Origin of the sequence: Cytophaga sp. (genome assembly GCF_051961495.1) — a bacterium.
Lineage (GTDB): Bacteria > Bacteroidota > Bacteroidia > Cytophagales > Cytophagaceae > Cytophaga.
Window position 1 is genome coordinate 1 of record NZ_JBQCDF010000196.1, and the last position, 19,302, is coordinate 19,302.

Consider the following 19,302-nt stretch of genomic DNA (forward strand, 5'->3'; position numbering starts at 1 on the left):
TACCTATAAAGTTGTTCCGGGCACATTTAAAGTTGACGGACAATCGGTTCACACCTACGAAGATCACCGCATGGCCATGGCTTTCGCTCCGTTGGCTTTATTAGGGAAAGTTACGATCGAAGAGCCTTCTGTAGTGAACAAATCATATCCGTTGTATTGGGAAGATCTGAAGAAGGTTGGATTTGTATTTTAAGTATTACGTTCTAAGGAATAAAGTTTAAGAAGACCCCAGATAAGCGTTATGAATATTGGGGGTCTTCTTCTTAAAACTGCGACTTCAGCTGTTCATCCGGTACGTCTAATATTCGCTGGCGACTATATAATTCCCGGTGTGCCCTTTCAATGTATACACCACAGCCGAAAATTTCAGATTGCCGTTATACATAATTTTTCTATCTAACCGATACGATTGAATGGCGTTTTCTATTTTCTGTAAAGGAATAACCTTATATGTATTTTTAAGAATATCATATTTAACAACCTTGCCGGTGGCATCCACAATTACAGCAACCATAAGCTCTCCTGTTTCTTTCATTAAAGTACTAGTACCTAGATCGTAAGCAAATGAATGAAAGTATTGATCATGCATAGACAAATATTCAATTTGCTTATAAGGTTCTAGATTATATAATAAAACCGTTAGCGAATCCTGAACAGATCGGATATTGCTTGCCGGTGGCTTTTCAACATAATATGTTATATCTTCAAATAGTGTATCACGATCGAAGACGACACCTACGTTAATCAGTTGTTTGCTTCTTCCGTTTTTATCATAGCACACGGCAGAAGCCTTGAATTTAACATATCCCTTCCCGCCAGATACAGGAACAGGATAATAATTTCTTAACACTTTTACATTTTCATTACCTTTCAGATCTACCGTGAGATAATAATCTTCGCCGGCATAAACTGTATCTGATTTAATGATAAGATCATACTTTTCTCTTTTTAAAACCCGTTCAGCTTTTACTGTAAAAACAAACGAAGAAATAAATAATGATACTAGAACAAGCTGGCGCATAAAGAATAGAATATTAAAGATACCGCAACAAATACTTTTTGAAGTAACACAGAATTATCCTAATATTATAACATATCAGCAACTTTATGAAAACAATAGTTACCATCCTTTTAACTGCTACATTTTTATTAAGCAGTGCTATATGCTCAAATCAACATGCAGCCGAAAAACGCGTTCCGTTCAAAGTTTATATCGAACAAAATGGAATTCGCCAACCTATAGTGAACAACGAAGTGTCGCTGGAGAAACAACCATTCAATATCGTTTTTGTAATGCATAAACCCGATGGTGTTTTAATCAGTTCTTCATTCAATAAAACAACGTATGAAAAAGCAGTAAAAAAAGAACCGCTCTCTAAACTCCCGGGCTATGAAAATACAGGGATGGCAGAAGGCTTGTTCAACAGCGACAATGAAGTGATCATCTGTGATGATGCACCTTCTTACTGGTTTTATGATAATGATAAAGAACACCGCTTCAATACGGTTGTAAAAAGTAAAGACAGCCTGGTATGCACCCGCACAATCAAACAGCTTTATCTACTGGATGAAAAAGATCAGCCAACGATAACGGTCGAAAAAGCCAGCAAACCGTTATATTTTGTTTTTGTAGATTATGTATCTGACCCAAAAACATACAAAAGAACAGAGCTTCAACGGGAAATGATTAAAATAAACTGGAAGTAACTCTTTCAATCAAAGATTTCATTATGAATATTGATAACGCAACTACCTTCAGCTATCCGCTTATCATCCGCGAGCATCACCTCGATACTTTCGGTCATGTAAACAATGCTACATACCTGAGTATTCTGGAAGAAGCCCGCTGGGAATTGATTACACAAAATGGTTACGGCCTTTCCTACATTCGTGAAACCGGCCTGGGGCCAACCATTCTGGAGATCAATATTAAATTCATCAAAGAACTCCGCCTGCGTGAAGAAATAATTATTGAATCAAAAATGATTTCGTATGAAGGCAAAGTAGGAAAAATCGTGCAGACGATGCTGCGCAACCGCGACGTATGCTGCATTGCTGAATTCACCGTAGGCTTATTCAGTGTTAAAGAACGTAAACTTGTATTACCTACACCGGAATGGCTAAAAGCAATTGGTCTCTAATAATTAACGAATAAAATATTTATGCCGCAACAAGATGACTTATACGATTTTTTATTTGATGAAATAAAAAAAGACCGTGATCTCAAAGACAAAGCGCCTTTACTTGGCGACCTGTTTATAATCAATGAAGAATCTGAAACGAAGGCGAAAAAAATTGCTGCATATGACCGTTTGATCAAATATTTTTCTCATCGCACAAAATGGGATGAAGAAATTGTTCAATATCTGAGTAACCGCTTCGCGCAGATAAAGTAGTTGTTAGGGGCTAGTTTTAGTTATCAGACTAAATACAAAATCCTATAAAAATAATTTACTCAAACCGGTTATATCAACATTCATACCTACAAATCAAAAATAACATGGACCGGCAAAAAAAAAGAGAAACGCTGTACAGGGTTTCTCTTTTTTATTTATCAGTTCCAAGTGCGTTATTCCTTGACAATCCGCTTCATACAGCTGCCCTCATCAGTAGTAACCTCTACAAGATACATGCCCGGAGCAACATTTGTCAGTAACAAGGGAAACGATGCATCATTCGTATTCCCTAATATCGTTGAAAGTACTAACTCCCCTACTGTATTGTATATATGCACAGACACATTATTATAAGCTCCCTTCATCTGAATAGAAATATTCTGCTTCGTTGGATTCGGACTAATTGAGATTGCCTCTGCTGCCAGTATTCCTGCAGTGCCTGTAGCCAATGTTCCCGTTCCAGATAAATTCAGCACAAATGGTGAGTCGTCTGTATTATTTACAATATTTATATTTCCTGTTGCACCTCCTGTTACTACAGGAGAAAAAATTACCGAGAATGTCGTTGAACCGCCCGCCGGTACTGAAGTCAAAGATGGACCTGTTATCTGAAAAGGCCCTGTTGCTACAGGTCCGCTTAGATCAAGAGTTGCCGAGCCGGGATTTGTTATCGTGAATTCAACAGCAGCACTTGAACTTCCTGCTGTTGTACCGGAAAATACATAAGCGGCGCCATTACTGCTGAATGTAGTAGACCCCTGCGTAACCGTTATAACCGGCACAACAGATGTACCTGCAAGATTTAACACAAACGGCGAGTCTGGCGCATTATTGGGAATACTTACCGAACCTGTTATGTTACCTGTTGTTACAGGAGCAAACACGATATTAAATGTCGTTGTACTGCCTGCAGGAACAGATACTACAGATGGGCCTGTTAATTGAAACGGCCCTGTTACAACAGGTGTACCAAGCGTGAGTACTGCGGTACCACTATTTGTGATGGTAAAGACATAAATTGCACTCTGATGATTCTGCAATGTAGCAGGAAAGATGTAAGGAGTACCGTTACTTGTATAAACAGTATTTGCCTGAGAAACGCTGATTGCTGGTTGCACACCTGTGCCTGAAAGGTTCAGGATGAAAGGAGAATCTGCCGCATTATCCGGAAAATTTATCGTACCTGTTGCCGCACCTGTAGCCACTGGTATAAACTTTACCGAAAAGGTTGCTGAACCTCCCGCCGGTACTGAAGATACAGACGGACCACTGCTTATCAGAAACGGCCCTGTTACTGCAGGCGTACCAAGTGTGAGCGGTGCCGTACCGGTATTTTTGATTGTAAATACAACAGGATTGCTTTGCGTTCCCTGTAGTGTAGCACTAAAGTCGTACGCTGCACCATTATTCGCATACGTTGTACTTCCCTGGGAAATATTGATTGCAGGAGCAGTTCCTGTGACAGAAAGATTGATAATATAGGATGCATTTGTCTGATCATTCGTACTAATGGTAATCTTACCTGTATATAGTCCCGCATTCGCTGGTGTAGCCGTTATGCTGAATGTTGAAGAAGTACCCGGCGCAATCGGAGAAGCCGGATTTAATAATCCGGTAACAAATATTTCATCACCGGTAATGGAATTAATGATCAATGGTACTGTCCCGCTATTTTTTACTGTTATTGTAAGGACATTTGACGTACTGCCAACAACGGCTGAGCCCATAGAAATTGCTGTACCATTATTAGGCACATCTGCAGTTCCATTTAAAACTTTTACAAAAGGATTCAACGCTGTGCGGTGTATGTATTGCATCCCTATTCCAACAAATACCAACGGCGCATTCCAGTTAATTGCTATTTCATTCGTTGAATAACTGCACTGCTGATCCAGATAGGAAGCTGCTTTATAGGAAGAAGGGTAAGAAGCAGCGCCGCAGTCTCCGCGCGAATCCGTATTGGGTCCACCCGCCATCCACCCCGGAATGGGTTTCGCAACACCATCCGAACTGGAAATACGATCGTGCGGATTCATGATCTGCTTACTTCCAAGTCCGGATACGAATGAGTATGCCGTTGCATTACGTCCCAAAATATAATCCAATTGTGATATAGCCGTATTCAGATAAGTAAGATCATTCGTTGCCAGATATGCTGCCATGCAGATCATACCTTCATTCAATGCAACAGCATTGCTGCCCCAGATAAAATCGGCATTGCCATTCGCACCCATGCCTGTTTTATAAGCAGAGCTGCTGGTCTTATGTGTACGGATCGGATTGGCAAGAGCAAACAATTTATTCTTCATAGCTGTTGTATCTGCCAGTCCGTTTGCTGTAAGGCTCTTCCGGTGATGGATCAGCGATATCAATCCAAGCGTGTTTACATTTGGCCAGCTGGGTATACCATATGTATTTGTACTCTTGAAACTGTTTGTATAATATGAATTATCTTTTGTTGAAATATACAATTCTGTAGCTGCCCATTCTTTTTCGTCTGTTAATGTACCGTCTCCATACCCCCCGGTTGAAATACCGGCGGGATTACTGAAGGTGATCGAAGGATTTGCGATCCCCCAGGTATAAGCTGTTTTTGCAGCAGCTAAACATTGATTTGCATACGCGGCATCATAAGGCAGGTATACTCTGTATGCCACAGCCATAACTGCGGCGAAATCAAACGTAGCAGCGGTAGCCTTACCAATCAGATAGCGCTGTGCCTGATCTGCTGCTGGCATTTCAAAAGCATCAAAAGCCGCGGTAGTTTTTTTATGATAAACGCCCCCATCATACGGATCCTGCATAGTCAGCATCCAATCCAGATTCCATTTGATTTCATCCAGAATATCAGGCATTGCATTACCGGATTCCGGTATATTCAATGGTAAAGTATCGTAATACGATTTAAAATGTTCGAATGACGCAAGCAACGTATAGGTTGAAATCCCTGAATTCACCGTATAGCATCCATAATCACCGGCATCATACCACCCTTTTGGCGCTGAAACAATAGTGCCTGCTGGCCTCCCCGGACTTGCTGCGGATGAATGGATCATTACGTTTGTATCCGGATGTCCCATTGCTCTCGCATATACGCCACCATACGTCGCAGTGATAGCAGATGATGCACGTTTATAATAAAAGCCTTTCAATACAGTCTTCGATAATATATTAAATGCATCGGGATCTATAATGAACGGCGGCGAATAGCCCACTCCCGGAACATACAATACATAAGTACCCGGAGTAGTAAAGGCGCTGAAATCCGCAGCGCGCACTGTTTCATTTGAAAACGACCAGGTAGCAGATGCTCCGAGTGTACCTGTAAAATAGGTTGTTGCCAGATCAGGGGACTGGATGGAAAAATTTCCTGCCGCAGGATTTCCTGCAACAATGGCAATCTTTTCCAGGTTAGAATAAAACCCGATCTGATTTAAACGAATATTATAATTGATAACAGGACTTTGCGCTTGCACATTGCGCGTCATAAACAACAGTAAAAAAAATAAAATACTGCACGGATATATCCAATGTTTATGCATAACCATGAAGCATATATTATTCTTTAGTTTTTCCATGTTATTATTTTTTTTAGAAAATGCCTCATATCGATAAAGATTGTGATTATATAGTAAATCAAGCCAATAATTAGACTATACAAATAAATAATATAACTTTTTAAATATAAACTAAAAATTATTGAAGTCCGAACATTTTACCGAAAACATATGAAACTAAAATCAGGAGTCTGCAGGAATTCCGTAAAATAGCCGAAAATCACAAAAAAAGGTAGAATATTTTTTTACGTAGTTGCGGTTTGGGGATGTCAACCGAATATGTGCTGTCAAATTTCTTTTCTAAAAAATTATTGCGCGACCACGTAAAAAACTGCATGTGCCGCAGCTATTTTTTTCAGACCATTCTAAAAATCAGAAGAGTGATTAACTGTTATAAACCAATTATAAAATACATGAACACAGTGTTTGAAAATGTTTCTATAATACCGAAAAAAATATAATTGAATTTCTTCAAACCTACAATCATTCACTGTTAAAACAACATTGTTTATACAGACAATTACACGTTTGCATAATTCATATAATTAATTTTTGTATTCTCATACGTGTTTAAACCTACGTCTTTAAAGGAGTTAAACGAATGTTAAAAAATAATCAAATGAAATATTTAAGCATTGCTTATAAAACATACTGTTCTATATTAGTTATTCAATTGTATGTATACAACACATTGAAAGCGTAACAATTCATTTCACCCCTACATTCAAAAAGCTATGACCATAAAAAAGATGTACCTTACTTCCCTTTATTCACGATGAATACAGGATTCATTAAATGTTTTTGACATTCTGCATTTGGCAGCAGGATGATACCACTCAACTTTTTATTTCAATTCCATTTTATTAGTCAGATTTTAAACAACTGTATTATTATGAAAAAAATATATAGTGCACCTAAAACGATTATAACCATCGTGTGTGCATTTTTTGTAATCTTTGCTGCTCAGGCAGCACCTTATTTCGGAACCGAATTTAAATTCAAGCAGCCCGATGCCAGTCTTGTAACAGTGAAAGTGTGGGGCGATGAATTTTACCAGCGTGTAGAAAGTATTGATGGATATACGCTTACAAGAGATACTGCCGGATGGATTTCTTATGCAGTGCTTTCCGCAGATGGCAATTCTTTATTATCAACAGGTATTGTCTATACCGGCGCTCCCGCTAATTTACCAGGTATACCAAAAGGAATCGATATCAGCACAACTGCGGCAAATAAAATACGCGCGGCCAACCGGTCGCGTTTATTACCGGCGCCTCCGGCTGCTATCAGCCAGCGCAACGCATCATTACGCGCAGCAGCTCCGCTTAATGGAAATGTTAAAGGTCTTACTATCCTGATTGACTTTTCTGATCAACCCTCTGTTATTGGCAAAGATTCGATCGATCGTTTCTTTAATGAAGTAGGTTATAGTGATTTTGGGAACAATGGTTCTATTCATGATTATTATCTGGATGTATCTAACAATCAATTAAGCTATACCAACGATGTATTGGGTTATTACAGAGCTATACATCCGAAAACATATTATGAAGATACGATTAACCCGCATGTAGCCGATTTGATTCACGAAGCCTTAACCTGGGCGGATGCACAGGGTTTCGATTTCTCAACCTTATCTGTTGAAGGAACTTCTATCCGTGCGATCAACCTGATGTATGCCGGCTATCCTACTATGGGTTGGGCCAAAGGCTTATGGCCGCATTCTGGTGGCTATTATGGTTTTAGTGCCGATGGTGTAAACTCTGGCTCTTACCAGATGACCAACATAGGAGATAACCTCAGCATTGCGACGACCTGCCATGAAAACGGACATATGCTGATGCACTGGCCCGACCTGTATGATTACGATTATAATTCCACAGGTATAGGCGGCTATTGCCTGATGGCTTACCAGGGAGCTGCAACGAACCCTGTACCGCCAAATGCCTATTTAAGAATTGATGCGGGCTGGGAAAGTTATACAGACCTTACCGGAGCAACAGGTACTTACACAACACAATCGAATCTGAATCAATCTTACATCATCAACAATCCTGCAAACAGCAATGAATTGTTTGTGATCGAAAGCAGAACACATACCGGCCGCAGCTTGTCTCTTCCCGACAAGGGACTTATGATCTGGCACGTTGATAAAACCGGAAACAATAGTTTCAATGAAATGACACTGGCGCGTCACTTCTTCATTTCACTTGAGCAGGCCGATGGGTTATTCGACTTAGAGCACAACAATGGCACCGGTGGTTATGGAGACTTGTATAAAGCGGGTTACAAAACGAGGTTTAACGATGGTACCATACCGGATGCACATTGGTGGGATGGTTCCAATTCAGGTATCCGCCTTCACAGTGTAAGCGGTGTAGGTGAAACCATGACCTTCAAACTTGGCGGTCCTGAACAATGTACTTACGGAGCACCGCTGGCAACGGCTTTACCATCCATCGTGTATAAACAATACACACATGCTTATGTACTAGGTGATGGCGGTCCGGATCTTTCTGCTGTGAGCTTTTTCGCCATTCACTGGGATCTGCAAAACAACGGATTATGGAACTTTTCTTTCAATCTATTCAATACAGCACCTTACTATATTGATCTGAAAACAAAAGCTACTTATTCATTCAACACGCCTTCACCGTCTGTTACATTTACCAATACAGGCATTCCAGGACTTGATGGTGAATATTATGTGATTACCAATAACGGAAATTTTGTACTGGTAAATAAAAACGGTGATTTCACCATTTACTTCAGCAACGATGCTACCCCTCCTGCATGTGGCTATACGCAGGCAAGAATTGCTGCCGCAACGGATGTTTCAGCTGGCACCAGCCTTTCACCTAACCCTGCTACAGAGGCCGTACAAATAAGGTCAGACATGGACCTTGAATCAGCTACAGTGAGCATTGTAAATGAGCAGGGTCAACGTATCTTGGTTCCCTATACAACGAGTGCAAACAGTATTGATTTAAACATCAGTACACTTGCCAAAGGTTTCTACCTGGTAACCGTTACACAGGATAGCAATGTTGCTGTTAAAAAATTAGTTGTAACTGAATAGTATTTTTTACTGTGATATATAAATAAAAACGCCTCCTGTGATGGGAGGCGTTTTTATTTATATACAACTTCAGCTTTTTACCGTTTGCAATTTTTAATCATCACAAAAAAATCTTTCCTGCCTTTAACCTGCCAGCGTTTATGACGCATCAACACTTTTATCTTACAGGAATTTAACATAAGTTCCGAAGTCTGCTGAAATAAAAGAACAGTTTCTCTGGCCGCTTCTTTAAAGAGACGACCAGAGTTTAATAATCTATTTTCCATAATATTAAAAAATAAATTATTATCAGGCTTCTACCAACCCGGCAACCATACCTCCAAGTGTATTCATGGCTTTCCGCATGGTTGGTTCTTCTACATTTGAATAATTCAAGCGCAGCGTTTGCGTATCCGGATTGCTTGCATAGAAAGAATCTCCGGGTACAAAGATGATATTCTGCTCAATGGTTTTTGTCAGCAATTCGCGTGCGGTTATTTCTTCGGGCAATGTAACCCAGGTAAACATGCCTCCCTGCGGATGCGTGTATTCGACTGTTGCAGGAAAATATTGTTTCAGGCAACTGATCATGGTATCACGCTGAAACCGGTATGTATCCTGTATTTTTTTGATATGGGTATCCAAAGAATACATCGTCAGAAACTCATGTAAAATATACTGGGTTAAATTCCCTGAATGCAGATCAGAAGCCTGTTTCATGATGGTTGCTTTGCGGATGATCTCCGGACTTGCAACCATCCAGCCCAGGCGCATTCCCGGCGCTATGGTTTTAGAAAATGAGCCTAACAGAATTGTTTTTTCCGGCATGTACGCATACAATGGCGGCAGCTCTGTTTCATCAAAGAATATATCACCGTACGGATCATCTTCTATTACATAAGTATTGTAGCGATTCAATATATCTACTGCCTGCCGGCGGATATCTGCGCTATAGCGAATGCCAGTGGGATTCTGAAAATTCGGAATCCCATAAAACAGTTTGATCGGATTGGACCAAAGCTGATCCTCTAAGTCACCAATATCTATCCCGTCTGCATTCAACTGTACTTCCTGGAAGACAGGCTGAAACATGGATAAGCACTGCAATGCACCTAGATATGTCGGCCGCTCAAGCAATACATGATCACCCGGATTGATAAATATTTTTCCGATCAGATCCAGCGCCTGCTGAGAACCATTGGTGATCAAAATCTGCTCAGGTGGAATATCCAGATTATACCGCTGCCTGTATCGTTCAGAAATAAATTCCCGCAACGGGTAATAGCCCTCTGTTGACGCATACTGCAGCGCCTGCATGCCTTGCTGGCGAAATACACGTGATGCACATTGTTCTAATTCTTTTACCGGGAAAAATGCCGGATTAGGCAACCCTCCTGCAAACGATGTAATGGCGGGATTAGACGCAACCTTTAATATTTCACGGATAAAAGACTGCGGAACATTTGCTACGCGATCAGCAAATAGATTTTCTGTTGTTTTGGTTTTCATATGTATATGTATTTAAATGGTGACAAACAAAAAGGCCTCCCGGTTTTGCGGGAGGCCTTCAATAAAATCAGTAACACGTTACGATATATTATACCACCCAGACTCGGACATAGACTGCCTTTACCACGACTGCAAGAAGCGCGGCTGAACATTTCGATGTTGAATGTGTGAGCGATAAAGTCATAATAGTTATTTCAATTCAATATTAAATAAAAAAAGTCCCGCCTGTTAAAAGCGGGACTTTACATATATGGTTTACAGATATACCTATATAGCCCGCTTAACCGCACATAATGCGACCGCTGAAAGGACTGATAGATGTTTCTGTGTTGTGTTCATGTGCTAAAGGTAGAAAGTATTTTTTATTATACAATAAGAATGTATGAAATTTCTTTTATTCATCATCAGGAGTAACCTGGTTGGGATACTTTTTCTTCAATTCTCCTTTTTTTACCCCGTCAATAAAACTCTTCCAGGCAAATGGATTGGTCAATGACAACGTTGGCGCATAATATTGATTCTGTACCTGCAACGTTTGCTGCTGCAGATAATATTTATGATTCGCACTTGCATCCTCGCCCATATTATACATCATACGTTTTAGCACCTGCTCATTCAGGTTATTGTGCATGTTCGAATAATTCTGTTCAGGAAGCTGCAGCGCTACAAAAGCTTCTTTAAACAACCGTTCGGTAGGCCAGGGCGTAATTTCTATAATCGGCATATAAAGGGTGTCTTCCAGAATTTCAATAATAACAGATACTTTATCTTCCAATGTATAAGGCACGACAAAGGTCTTTTCTTTATATCCAATGGATTTAATAACAATACTATCGCCGGTAAGGGCTGCCATGGAAAAATAACCGATCGCGTTGGACATTGTCCCCCGCCCTTCCTTGGGCACAAAAATATAAACGCCTGGTGTACCATAGGCACTATCCCCCGATACGATCAAACCCGAAAACTGAATGATCTTTCTGGGTGACTGTCCATATGCTGCACCAAAGAATAGCATCAGGACCAGGCTCGTCAGGATCTTACTATATATACTTTTTTTCAAAGGGCATTCAATTTTATTGGTTACAAGTTAGAAAAAACCGTTCAGCATTGCTATTTACAACTGCTTTAATCGCTAATTATTGTCTAAAACAAGGGTTTTACACTAAGTATTTATGTATATTTGATTGAACGAATATACATGATACGATTAAAAACGGTAGATATTCTGAAAGGTTCCGAGATTCTGAAAGCATTCAGCGATGAATCCAGAATCCGAATTCTGAATCTTATTCTGATAAATGAAGAGATGTGTATTTCTGATCTCGAATTGATACTGGACTATACGCAAACAAAAACTTCCCGCCACTTAAGTGTTTTAAAATCCATTGGCCTGGTCAAATACCGGAAGGTGGATCAATGGGTCTACTATTTCATCAATGAAACGTATATAGATATCTTAAAACAACTCTTCAAACTTTTTGGCAAGGAACCACAGCTATACAAGGACCTGATTGAATACAGAACCCTCTATGCGAACAATGAACTTGCCATACGCAAACAGCACATCAAAAAGAAAATTTACAAGGTGCCTGATTTATAAAATCGACTAAACATTACTATAATAAAGCAACATGAAATTTAAAAAACACGTTTTTATTTGTACGAACGAACGCACAGACGGCAGAGAATGTTGTGGAGAAAAGCGAGGCATGGAACTGGTTGAAACTTTCAAAAAAGAAATTAAAAACAGAAAACTGGCTGTAGAGATCCGCGCGCAACGTGCAGGCTGCATTGATGTGTGTGCCAACGGACCAGCGCTGGTCGTTTATCCGGAAGGTGTGTTCTATGGAAGAGTTACTCCCGGAGACGTACAAGAGATTGTCGAAAGTCACCTGATAAATAATATTCCCGTTGAGCGGCTGAAACTGAATTTCTGATATGAGAATATACAAAACTGTTTTCTTTGACCTGGATCATACCCTTTGGGATTTCACGCAGAACTGCGCTGAAACACTGCAGGAATTGTACTCTATATATGAACTCGAAAAGTTTGGTTTCTCTGTTCCGGATTTTCAGAAAACATACCGTCACATCAACGATACCATGTGGGAAGGTTTCCATCGCAATGAAGTCAGCAAGGAAGAACTGCGTACGGAACGCTTCCCCCGTACATTTCAGTTGTTGGGCGTTGAAGCCCACCACGTACCTGCACGTATCGATACACACTTTATTGAACTCTGTCCGACAAAACCGCATGTGCATAACAATTCATTCGAGATCCTGGATTATTTAAAAGAGAAAGGATATTCCCTGCACATCATAACGAATGGTTTTTCTGAAACACAACATGTGAAAATGAAACATTCGGGATTGGAAAAATATTTTGAATCGTTGATACATGCAGATCATACCGGACATAAAAAACCCGAACCTCAAATCTTTGAATACGCACTTCAAACCACCGGCAGTAAAGCTGAAAGCAGCATTATGATCGGCGATGATCTCTATGCAGATGTACTGGGTGCAAAGCAGGTTGGCTTTGGAAATGTATTTTATAATCCGGATCGAAAACAACACAATGAAGATATTCAATTTGAAATCAGCAATCTGATTGAATTGAAAACGATCCTTTAATTTTTTAACACATATTGAGAGCATAACTATACACGTGCTATGACAAACGAGAATGTATTGCAATATGCGCCGGGCTCAAAAGAAAGAATACACCTGCAGCAAACCCTGCAGGAGATGAAGGCTTCAGAAGTACTTATCCCTATGATCATAAACGGGAAAGAAGTATTTACAGACAAGCGTATCCGTATTTCACCTCCGCATGAACATAAATATACACTTGGTTATTTTTGTGAAGGAACAGGCACCCATGTAACCCAGGCAATTACGGCGGCGCTGCATGCCAAACAAAGCTGGCATCACAAAACACCGGAAGAGCGGGCAGCTATATTTTTGAAAGCAGCAGATCTGCTCGCAGGAACGTACCGGGCGGAGATAAATGCAGCAACCATGCTGGGACAATCCAAAAATGTATACCAGGCAGAAATCGATTCAGCATGTGAACTGATAGATTTCCTACGCCTGAATGTACAGTTTGCCCGTGAGATCGAAAATATTCAACCGCATTCTCCGGAGGGGATCAAAAATCAAATGGTCTACCGGCCGCTGGAAGGATTTGTGTTTGCTCTAACCCCTTTTAACTTTACAGCGATTGCCGGTAACCTTCCCTCCGCTCCCGCATTGATGGGCAACACCATCGTTTGGAAACCGGCATACACGCAAATCTATTCGGCTCGTGTCATCATGAAAGTGCTGATGGAAGCTGGTTTACCGGATGGCGTCATTAACCTGATCTACACCGACGGACCACTAACCGGCGATATTATTTTCCAGCATCGGAAATTTGCCGGCCTGCATTTCACCGGCAGTACGGCCGTTTTTAAACACATTACAAAAGTTGTTTATCAGAATATTGACCTCTACCAAAACTTCCCGCGAATCGTTGGTGAAACAGGTGGTAAGGATTTCGTACTTGCCCACCCCGACTGTGATGTGCAGGCCCTGGCTGTAGCATTGATCCGTGGAGCCTTTGAATACCAGGGACAAAAATGCTCTGCTGCTTCCAGAGCCTACATCCCGGCTTCCATCTGGCAGCCGCTGCAGGAAAAAATGCAGCATATGATTGCTGCCATGAAAGTCGGTACCGTTGAAGATTTTTCCAATTTTATCAATGCCGTCATAGATAAAAAAGCATTTGATAAAATTGTAAGCTACATTGAAGACGCGAAAAAATCTCCTGAAGCTACGATACTAGCCGGCGGAACCTATGATGATTCCGTCGGATATTTTATCCAGCCAACAATTATTGTAACGACAAATCCATCGTACCTTACGATAAAGGAAGAAATCTTCGGACCGGTATTAACCATTTATGTGTATGAAGATAAAGACTGGAACAATGTACTCACCTTAGTTGATACGTCTACCGGTTACGCATTAACAGGAAGTATCTTTGCCCGTCAGGCCATACATATCGAAGAAGCAAGAAAGGCATTGTATTACAGTGCCGGCAATTTCTACATCAATGACAAACCTACCGGCGCTATTGTGAACCAGCAGCCATTTGGTGGTGCACGTTTATCCGGCACAAACGACAAGGCAGGATCCGTATTGAATCTGCTGCGTTGGGTGAGCCCGCAGGTGATCAAGGAAAATTTTGCACCGCCGCATGATTTTATGTACGACTGCATGAAGCTTTCTGAATGAAACAAAAAACGCAGCATATTCCCGTATACTCCATTGATACGTTTTCAAAAAAAACGAATGATGAAACGCTATACAATGTTGAAATATTCAATAAAGACCGTGACTTTAAAGTGGCCTATCCACATAGGCACGATGATTTTTACGAAATCCTTTTTGTGACGCACGGCACAGGTACTTATACCATTGACTTGCAGGAATACAAGATTAAGCCCAATACAGTCTTCTTTCTTTCACCCGGACAGATACACGAAATTAAATTTTCAGAAGATATTAACGGATATATCTTCCTGTTCAGTTCTGCGTTCTATTTATCCAACAAATCAGATCCATATAAATTATTTGAATTCCCTTTTTTCTATTCATTGAAGTACGACAATCCGCCATTATACCTGCAGCATGCTGCAGAAATTGAAGAATTGGATTCGTTATTCAGGAAAACATTAATCGAAGTAAATACAAATGCGATCGATAGTAAAGAAGCGACACATGCCCTGCTTGACCTGATCCTGATCCATTGCAAACGTTTGTATCCGCAGCCGGAAGGAACACAATTAAAAAAAGGACATATCCTCATTAAACGTTTCAAGCAGCTGATTGAAGAAAAATGTACGGAGAATATCGGTGTGAAGGAATATGCAGATGCACTGCAGGTAACCGCTAATCACTTAAGTGAAACGGTAAAGGAATTCACAGGCCGCACGCCAACTGATTTTATCAACGATCGTATGGCGCTTGAGATAAAGCGCCTGTTAACGCATACCGAATACACAGTTCAGGAAATAGCTTTCCAATTGAATTTTGCAGACCAATCGTATTTTTCAAAATACTTCAAAAAAATTACCGGCGTGTCGCCGAGCGAATACAGGAGAGCAATTATAAATTATGAGTTATAAATTATGAATAGTAGCGTTCGCTAATCACAATTCATAACTCATTTCGCCGCGGTGAATTATAATTCATAATTATTTTACGGTTTTTAACCATTCAGTCAAAGCCTTTTTTTGTTCAGCTGTTAACTTTGCATCCCCATGCACAATCGTGTAAGAAGACAAAGGCATTTCACCTTCTTCTACTTCTGAATACATTTCTTCCAGTTTGTGATTCTGTCTTTCTTTATTATATGTATTCCAGATTGAATAATTCAAATGTTTGCGGCCATCATTCACATGATCTTTTGCCCACCAGGAAATTGGTGCAACATTAAAATACCAGGGGTATTTAGTCTCATTGGAATGGCAATCATAGCAGGCAGTTTTTAACACTGCAGCAATTTCAACAGGAGCTTTTGTTACCGTAATAAAATCATTGTTAACATCAACAGGTGGATTTGTTTTATCAACGCGGATAATTTGTATCAGTACTAAAAGGACCAATAAGCCAATGAGTATTTTCTTTTTCATATTGTTTATTTATTGAATATTCAGCTGTGTGTATGTTAAAACAAAGGCATTAATGTTTCCAGTCCCATGCCTCTTGAACCTTTTAGCAGAATCGTTTTATCTTTCAGAGGATTTGTTTCCAGATAGGTTACCGCTTCGGGTTTGGTCTCAAAGTATTTCGCAGCCGGGCATTCTTTGAATGCTGCCTGCATGTGCTTTCCGATCAGTATAATTTCAGTATCACTCAGCAGATGCAGAATCGCACCAATGGTTGCATGTTCGGCTTCACTCTCCTCGCCCAGTTCGTACATATCTCCCAGGATCAGTACTTTATTATCTTTGTTCAGGGATGCAAAGTTTTCGATCGCCGCGCGCATGGATGTTGGATTCGCATTGTAAGAATCCAGGATCACTTCGTTGTGCGTAGTCTTCGCAATCTGAGAACGGTTGTTGGTAGGATCATATTGTTCAATCGCCTGATTTGCTGCGATTGATGGCACCCCAAAATACTTACCTATACACAGTGCCGCCAGGATATTATCAAAATTATAATCACCGATCAGTTTTGTTTCTACCAATTCTTCGTTACCGGCAATAAACGTTACAAAAGGATCGCTCTTTAAGAATTTTGCATTATAGAAATCACTGTTACGGCCATACAGGATCGGCGATTCAAACGGTGACATTTCCATCAGATGCTCGTTCTTTGAATTAATGAAAGCGATTCCGTTGGTTTCAAACAGGTATTGATACAATTCGCCTTTACCTTTCTTCACCCCTTCAAACCCGCCAAAGCCTTCCAGGTGTGCTTTGCCGACATTATTGATCAAACCGTAATTCGGTTCTGTAAACCGACAGTATGATTCAATTTCTTTCTGGTGGTTTGCCCCCATTTCCACAATACCGAATTCAATGCTTTCATCCATTGCCAGCAAAGTCAACGGAATACCGATGTGGTTATTCAGATTGCCTACCGTCGCGTAGGTCTTATATTTTTTACTCATCACCGCATTCACCAGTTCTTTAGTAGTGGTTTTTCCATTCGAACCTGTAATGGCCAGGATCGGAATGCCCAGTGTTCTGCGGTGTAGGTTAGCCAATGCCTGCAGGGTTGCCAATACATCTTCCACCAATACATAGCGGTCGTCTTTAACAACTTCCGGCTCGTCTACAATTACATAAGAAGCGCCCATTTCGAGGGCTTTCTCAGCAAAAGTATTTCCATTGAAATTGGGGCCTTTTAAGGCAAAGAATAAATCATTCTGCTTCACTTTTCTCGTGTCGGTTGTTACCGAACGATGTTCCAAAAAGCTTTCGTACAAAAATGCTAACTCCATAAAGTGTATTTGTATTTTATCAAAAATAGCAGATATTACTTAAAGTTTTCAAATCCGCATATGTTATTTCTGCAATTAACTCTCCATCCGGAAGCCATAGTCTTCAAAAAATCTTCGTGGATCGAACGTGTCCAAGCCGGGTTCCCGGGAGCTGAGATCATGGAAGCAGACAATTATTCCGAAGTCTTTTTATATCAGCAAATTCTGAAGTGGCTGGTACAGTCGACTGAGCCGCTTGTCATACATATAGATAGTTTGGATACTGAAGCCTCTATGGGCAACATGCTTCGTTTTGTACAGGATGTATTGCAGAAAAAAAATCCGGTTTTAGTGACCATAAAAGGCAAACATGCCGGTGTAGAAAAATACCTGCGGGCGTTTACAAAGTATCAGGTGGTGGAGACAGAGGAAGAAGCAGTGGCAGTGCTAAAATCTCAAATGACAAATTCCAAATAACAAAAAAGGCTTCGCTGGCGCAAGCATCTGCTTATACCCTTTATCCACGGTTATTGTTATAATCACTTAAAATGAACAGTTGATTGTCTATGCGCCACAGATCATAACAACGACCTTCTTACTTCAGTTCAAACGCGTCACCATCCAGATAAGCAGGAAAAATTTCCCGGAAATCGTCCAGGTCTTTTTTAGAAAGCACAACCGTTGCGATTGCTTCTTTACTATTTAGTTCAACAAGCGGCATGCCTTTAAAATCATGCACAACGGAATCGCCCGAATATACATTCCCCAGATTATCTGCACCAATGCGATTCAAACCAATTACATAACTGATGTTTTCAATGGCACGTGCCGGCAGCAAGCTCTTCCAGGCATGCGCACGGGCTTCGGGCCAGTTTGCCACATAGATAGCCAGGTCGTATTTATTGTTTGTATTCCTGGACCATACCGGGAAACGCAGATCATAGCAGATAAATGGTGCGATCTTCCACCCTTTGTATTCAACAACCAGTTGCTTATTACCTGTTGTATATACTTTGTGTTCATCCGACATGCGGAAGGCATGTCTTTTATCGTAAGTGTAAAATGTACCGTCGGGCTGCATCCACAGCAGACGGTTATAAAAAGCTGTCCCTTCTTTCACGCTATAGCTGCCAACAATACAGGCTTCAGCCTGTGCCGACAATTGCTTCATCCATTTAAAGGTATTCAGGTTCATGGGTTCTGCAAGCTGAGCCGCATTGTTTGTAAAGCTGGTGGTAAACATCTCCGGCAAAACAATGACGTCTGTTTGATCTATGCCTGAAATTTTTTCTTCCAGCATCGCGCGGTTCGCAACAGCGTCTTCCCAATATAAAGGTGTTTGAATAAGTGTTACGCGTAGATCTTGCATAAAATGTCTGCAGCTTTTAATAAGGTCTCTTCTTTTTTAGCAATACAGAAACGAAGCAAGCGGTGATCTGTTTTATCATGATAAAAAACAGACACCGGTATGGAAGCCAGCCCGAATGCTTTCGTTAACCGCGCTGCAAAATCGATGTCGTTCTCTTCACTGATCTTTTTATAAGACAGCATCTGGAAATACGTCCCACTTGCAGGGATCACATCAAAGCGACTTTCTTTTATATGATTTAAAAACAAATCTCTTTTCTGCTGAAAAAAATCCGGCAGGGATGTATACTGTTCTTCGCGCTTTATAAAATCCGCTACAGCCAGCTGCATAGGTGTTACCGGTGAGAACGTATTATATTGATGTACTTTTTTGAATTCTGTCATCATGTACGCCGGAGCCAAACAGTAGCCCAAACGCCAGCCCGTCACATGAAACGTTTT

19 protein-coding genes and 1 pseudogene are annotated in these 19,302 nt (G+C 40.6%); 11 read left to right on the forward strand and 9 right to left on the reverse strand.

Features of this window, described 5'->3' with window-relative positions:
• A pseudogene (locus tag ACTHJT_RS10545) lies at window positions 1-193 on the forward strand (3-phosphoshikimate 1-carboxyvinyltransferase); the annotation flags it as partial.
• 105 nt (window positions 194-298) lie between these two features.
• Here ACTHJT_RS10545 and ACTHJT_RS10550 read toward each other — a convergent pair.
• Complete coding sequence (locus ACTHJT_RS10550) at window positions 299-1,021, reverse strand: hypothetical protein (RefSeq protein WP_440237985.1); 723 nt, start codon at window positions 1,019-1,021, stop codon at window positions 299-301.
• Between the two features lie 86 nt (window positions 1,022-1,107).
• On the opposite strand from ACTHJT_RS10550, the gene ACTHJT_RS10555 reads away from it, so the two are divergent.
• The 3 genes from ACTHJT_RS10555 to ACTHJT_RS10565 are packed head-to-tail and all read left to right on the forward strand — an operon-like array spanning window position 1,108 to window position 2,396.
• Window positions 1,108-1,707, forward strand: a complete 600-nt coding sequence (locus ACTHJT_RS10555; protein ID WP_440237986.1) for a hypothetical protein — start codon at window positions 1,108-1,110, stop codon at window positions 1,705-1,707.
• Between the two features lie 23 nt (window positions 1,708-1,730).
• Window positions 1,731-2,141 carry an acyl-CoA thioesterase gene (locus ACTHJT_RS10560; RefSeq protein ID WP_440237987.1) on the forward strand — a complete coding sequence of 137 codons (411 nt, stop codon included), beginning with the start codon at window positions 1,731-1,733 and terminating at the stop codon, window positions 2,139-2,141.
• 21 nt (window positions 2,142-2,162) lie between these two features.
• Window positions 2,163-2,396, forward strand: coding sequence for a hypothetical protein (locus ACTHJT_RS10565; protein ID WP_440237988.1), 234 nt, complete (start codon window positions 2,163-2,165; stop codon window positions 2,394-2,396).
• Between the two features lie 173 nt (window positions 2,397-2,569).
• Here ACTHJT_RS10565 and ACTHJT_RS10570 read toward each other — a convergent pair whose 3' ends face one another.
• Window positions 2,570-5,872, reverse strand: coding sequence for a glycoside hydrolase family 9 protein (locus tag ACTHJT_RS10570; protein WP_440237989.1), 3,303 nt, complete (start codon window positions 5,870-5,872; stop codon window positions 2,570-2,572).
• 973 nt (window positions 5,873-6,845) lie between these two features.
• Between ACTHJT_RS10570 and ACTHJT_RS10575 the strand changes: the two genes are divergently transcribed.
• Window positions 6,846-9,032 (forward strand): M6 family metalloprotease domain-containing protein, encoded by a 2,187-nt coding sequence (locus tag ACTHJT_RS10575; RefSeq protein WP_440237990.1) that lies wholly within the window; start codon window positions 6,846-6,848, stop codon window positions 9,030-9,032.
• Between the two features lie 77 nt (window positions 9,033-9,109).
• Here ACTHJT_RS10575 and ACTHJT_RS10580 read toward each other — a convergent pair whose 3' ends face one another.
• From ACTHJT_RS10580 to ACTHJT_RS10590, 3 genes are all read right to left on the reverse strand, one after another.
• Window positions 9,110-9,298 carry a hypothetical protein gene (locus ACTHJT_RS10580; protein WP_440237991.1) on the reverse strand — a complete coding sequence of 63 codons (189 nt, stop codon included), beginning with the start codon at window positions 9,296-9,298 and terminating at the stop codon, window positions 9,110-9,112.
• 22 nt (window positions 9,299-9,320) lie between these two features.
• Window positions 9,321-10,520 carry a PLP-dependent aminotransferase family protein gene (locus ACTHJT_RS10585; RefSeq protein ID WP_440237992.1) on the reverse strand — a complete coding sequence of 400 codons (1,200 nt, stop codon included), beginning with the start codon at window positions 10,518-10,520 and terminating at the stop codon, window positions 9,321-9,323.
• A gap of 394 nt (window positions 10,521-10,914) precedes the next feature.
• On the reverse strand, window positions 10,915-11,580 hold the full coding sequence (locus ACTHJT_RS10590; protein ID WP_440237993.1) for a carboxypeptidase-like regulatory domain-containing protein: 666 nt from the start codon (window positions 11,578-11,580) through the stop codon (window positions 10,915-10,917).
• Between the two features lie 138 nt (window positions 11,581-11,718).
• Between ACTHJT_RS10590 and ACTHJT_RS10595 the strand changes: the two genes are divergently transcribed.
• From ACTHJT_RS10595 to ACTHJT_RS10615, 5 genes are read left to right on the forward strand one after another with little or no spacing between them, the layout of a single operon-like run.
• Window positions 11,719-12,120, forward strand: coding sequence for an ArsR/SmtB family transcription factor (locus ACTHJT_RS10595; RefSeq protein WP_440237994.1), 402 nt, complete (start codon window positions 11,719-11,721; stop codon window positions 12,118-12,120).
• 31 nt (window positions 12,121-12,151) lie between these two features.
• Window positions 12,152-12,457: a (2Fe-2S) ferredoxin domain-containing protein gene (locus tag ACTHJT_RS10600; RefSeq protein WP_440237995.1), complete on the forward strand. Its 306-nt coding sequence runs from the start codon at window positions 12,152-12,154 to the stop codon at window positions 12,455-12,457.
• A gap of 1 nt (window position 12,458) precedes the next feature.
• Window positions 12,459-13,154 (forward strand): YjjG family noncanonical pyrimidine nucleotidase, encoded by a 696-nt coding sequence (locus ACTHJT_RS10605; RefSeq protein WP_440237996.1) that lies wholly within the window; start codon window positions 12,459-12,461, stop codon window positions 13,152-13,154.
• Between the two features lie 39 nt (window positions 13,155-13,193).
• The gene (pruA, locus tag ACTHJT_RS10610) at window positions 13,194-14,798 is read left to right on the forward strand and encodes an L-glutamate gamma-semialdehyde dehydrogenase (RefSeq protein WP_440237997.1); all 1,605 of its coding nucleotides are present in this window, start codon (window positions 13,194-13,196) and stop codon (window positions 14,796-14,798) included.
• Window positions 14,795-15,691, forward strand: coding sequence for an AraC family transcriptional regulator (locus ACTHJT_RS10615; protein WP_440237998.1), 897 nt, complete (start codon window positions 14,795-14,797; stop codon window positions 15,689-15,691). Before pruA ends, ACTHJT_RS10615 begins: the two co-directional genes overlap by 4 nt.
• A 69-nt stretch (window positions 15,692-15,760) precedes the next feature.
• On the opposite strand, the gene ACTHJT_RS10620 is transcribed toward ACTHJT_RS10615, so the two are convergent.
• Both ACTHJT_RS10620 and ACTHJT_RS10625 read right to left on the reverse strand, forming a co-directional pair.
• The gene (locus ACTHJT_RS10620; RefSeq protein WP_440237999.1) at window positions 15,761-16,198 is read right to left on the reverse strand and encodes a heme-binding domain-containing protein; all 438 of its coding nucleotides are present in this window, start codon (window positions 16,196-16,198) and stop codon (window positions 15,761-15,763) included.
• A 35-nt stretch (window positions 16,199-16,233) separates the two neighbouring features.
• Entirely contained in the window at window positions 16,234-17,514 is a 1,281-nt protein-coding gene (locus ACTHJT_RS10625; protein WP_440238000.1) for a UDP-N-acetylmuramoyl-tripeptide--D-alanyl-D-alanine ligase, read from the reverse strand.
• Window positions 17,515-17,574: 60 nt separating this feature from the next.
• Between ACTHJT_RS10625 and ACTHJT_RS10630 the strand changes: the two genes are divergently transcribed.
• A complete protein-coding gene (locus tag ACTHJT_RS10630; protein ID WP_440238001.1) occupies window positions 17,575-17,970 on the forward strand; it encodes a hypothetical protein in 396 nt (131 codons plus the stop codon).
• 118 nt (window positions 17,971-18,088) lie between these two features.
• Here the strand turns inward: ACTHJT_RS10630 and ACTHJT_RS10635 are convergent, their stop codons facing one another.
• Together ACTHJT_RS10635 and ACTHJT_RS10640 are read right to left on the reverse strand one after the other, a co-directional pair.
• Window positions 18,089-18,862 (reverse strand): amidohydrolase, encoded by a 774-nt coding sequence (locus tag ACTHJT_RS10635; RefSeq protein WP_440238002.1) that lies wholly within the window; start codon window positions 18,860-18,862, stop codon window positions 18,089-18,091.
• Window positions 18,844-19,302 (reverse strand): aminotransferase class I/II-fold pyridoxal phosphate-dependent enzyme (locus ACTHJT_RS10640; protein ID WP_440238003.1); only part of this gene is annotated, 459 nt, incomplete at its 5' end. The genes ACTHJT_RS10635 and ACTHJT_RS10640, both read right to left, overlap by 19 nt.

Bases quoted from the DNA above. Each gene is read 5' to 3' on its own strand.
- ACTHJT_RS10585 (WP_440237992.1), bottom strand. From the start codon at position 10,520: ATGAAAACCAAAACAACAGAAAATCTATTTGCTGATCGCGTAGCAAAT.
- ACTHJT_RS10575 (WP_440237990.1), top strand. From the start codon at position 6,846: ATGAAAAAAATATATAGTGCACCTAAAACGATTATAACCATCGTGTGT.
- ACTHJT_RS10620 (WP_440237999.1), bottom strand. From the start codon at position 16,198: ATGAAAAAGAAAATACTCATTGGCTTATTGGTCCTTTTAGTACTGATA.
- ACTHJT_RS10600 (WP_440237995.1), top strand. From the start codon at position 12,152: ATGAAATTTAAAAAACACGTTTTTATTTGTACGAACGAACGCACAGAC.
- ACTHJT_RS10605 (WP_440237996.1), top strand. From the start codon at position 12,459: ATGAGAATATACAAAACTGTTTTCTTTGACCTGGATCATACCCTTTGG.
- ACTHJT_RS10595 (WP_440237994.1), top strand. From the start codon at position 11,719: ATGATACGATTAAAAACGGTAGATATTCTGAAAGGTTCCGAGATTCTG.
- ACTHJT_RS10555 (WP_440237986.1), top strand. From the start codon at position 1,108: ATGAAAACAATAGTTACCATCCTTTTAACTGCTACATTTTTATTAAGC.
- pruA (WP_440237997.1), top strand. From the start codon at position 13,194: ATGACAAACGAGAATGTATTGCAATATGCGCCGGGCTCAAAAGAAAGA.
- ACTHJT_RS10615 (WP_440237998.1), top strand. From the start codon at position 14,795: ATGAAACAAAAAACGCAGCATATTCCCGTATACTCCATTGATACGTTT.
- ACTHJT_RS10625 (WP_440238000.1), bottom strand. From the start codon at position 17,514: ATGGAGTTAGCATTTTTGTACGAAAGCTTTTTGGAACATCGTTCGGTA.
- ACTHJT_RS10550 (WP_440237985.1), bottom strand. From the start codon at position 1,021: ATGCGCCAGCTTGTTCTAGTATCATTATTTATTTCTTCGTTTGTTTTT.
- ACTHJT_RS10630 (WP_440238001.1), top strand. From the start codon at position 17,575: ATGTTATTTCTGCAATTAACTCTCCATCCGGAAGCCATAGTCTTCAAA.
- ACTHJT_RS10560 (WP_440237987.1), top strand. From the start codon at position 1,731: ATGAATATTGATAACGCAACTACCTTCAGCTATCCGCTTATCATCCGC.
- ACTHJT_RS10565 (WP_440237988.1), top strand. From the start codon at position 2,163: ATGCCGCAACAAGATGACTTATACGATTTTTTATTTGATGAAATAAAA.
- ACTHJT_RS10580 (WP_440237991.1), bottom strand. From the start codon at position 9,298: ATGGAAAATAGATTATTAAACTCTGGTCGTCTCTTTAAAGAAGCGGCC.
- ACTHJT_RS10635 (WP_440238002.1), bottom strand. From the start codon at position 18,862: ATGCAAGATCTACGCGTAACACTTATTCAAACACCTTTATATTGGGAA.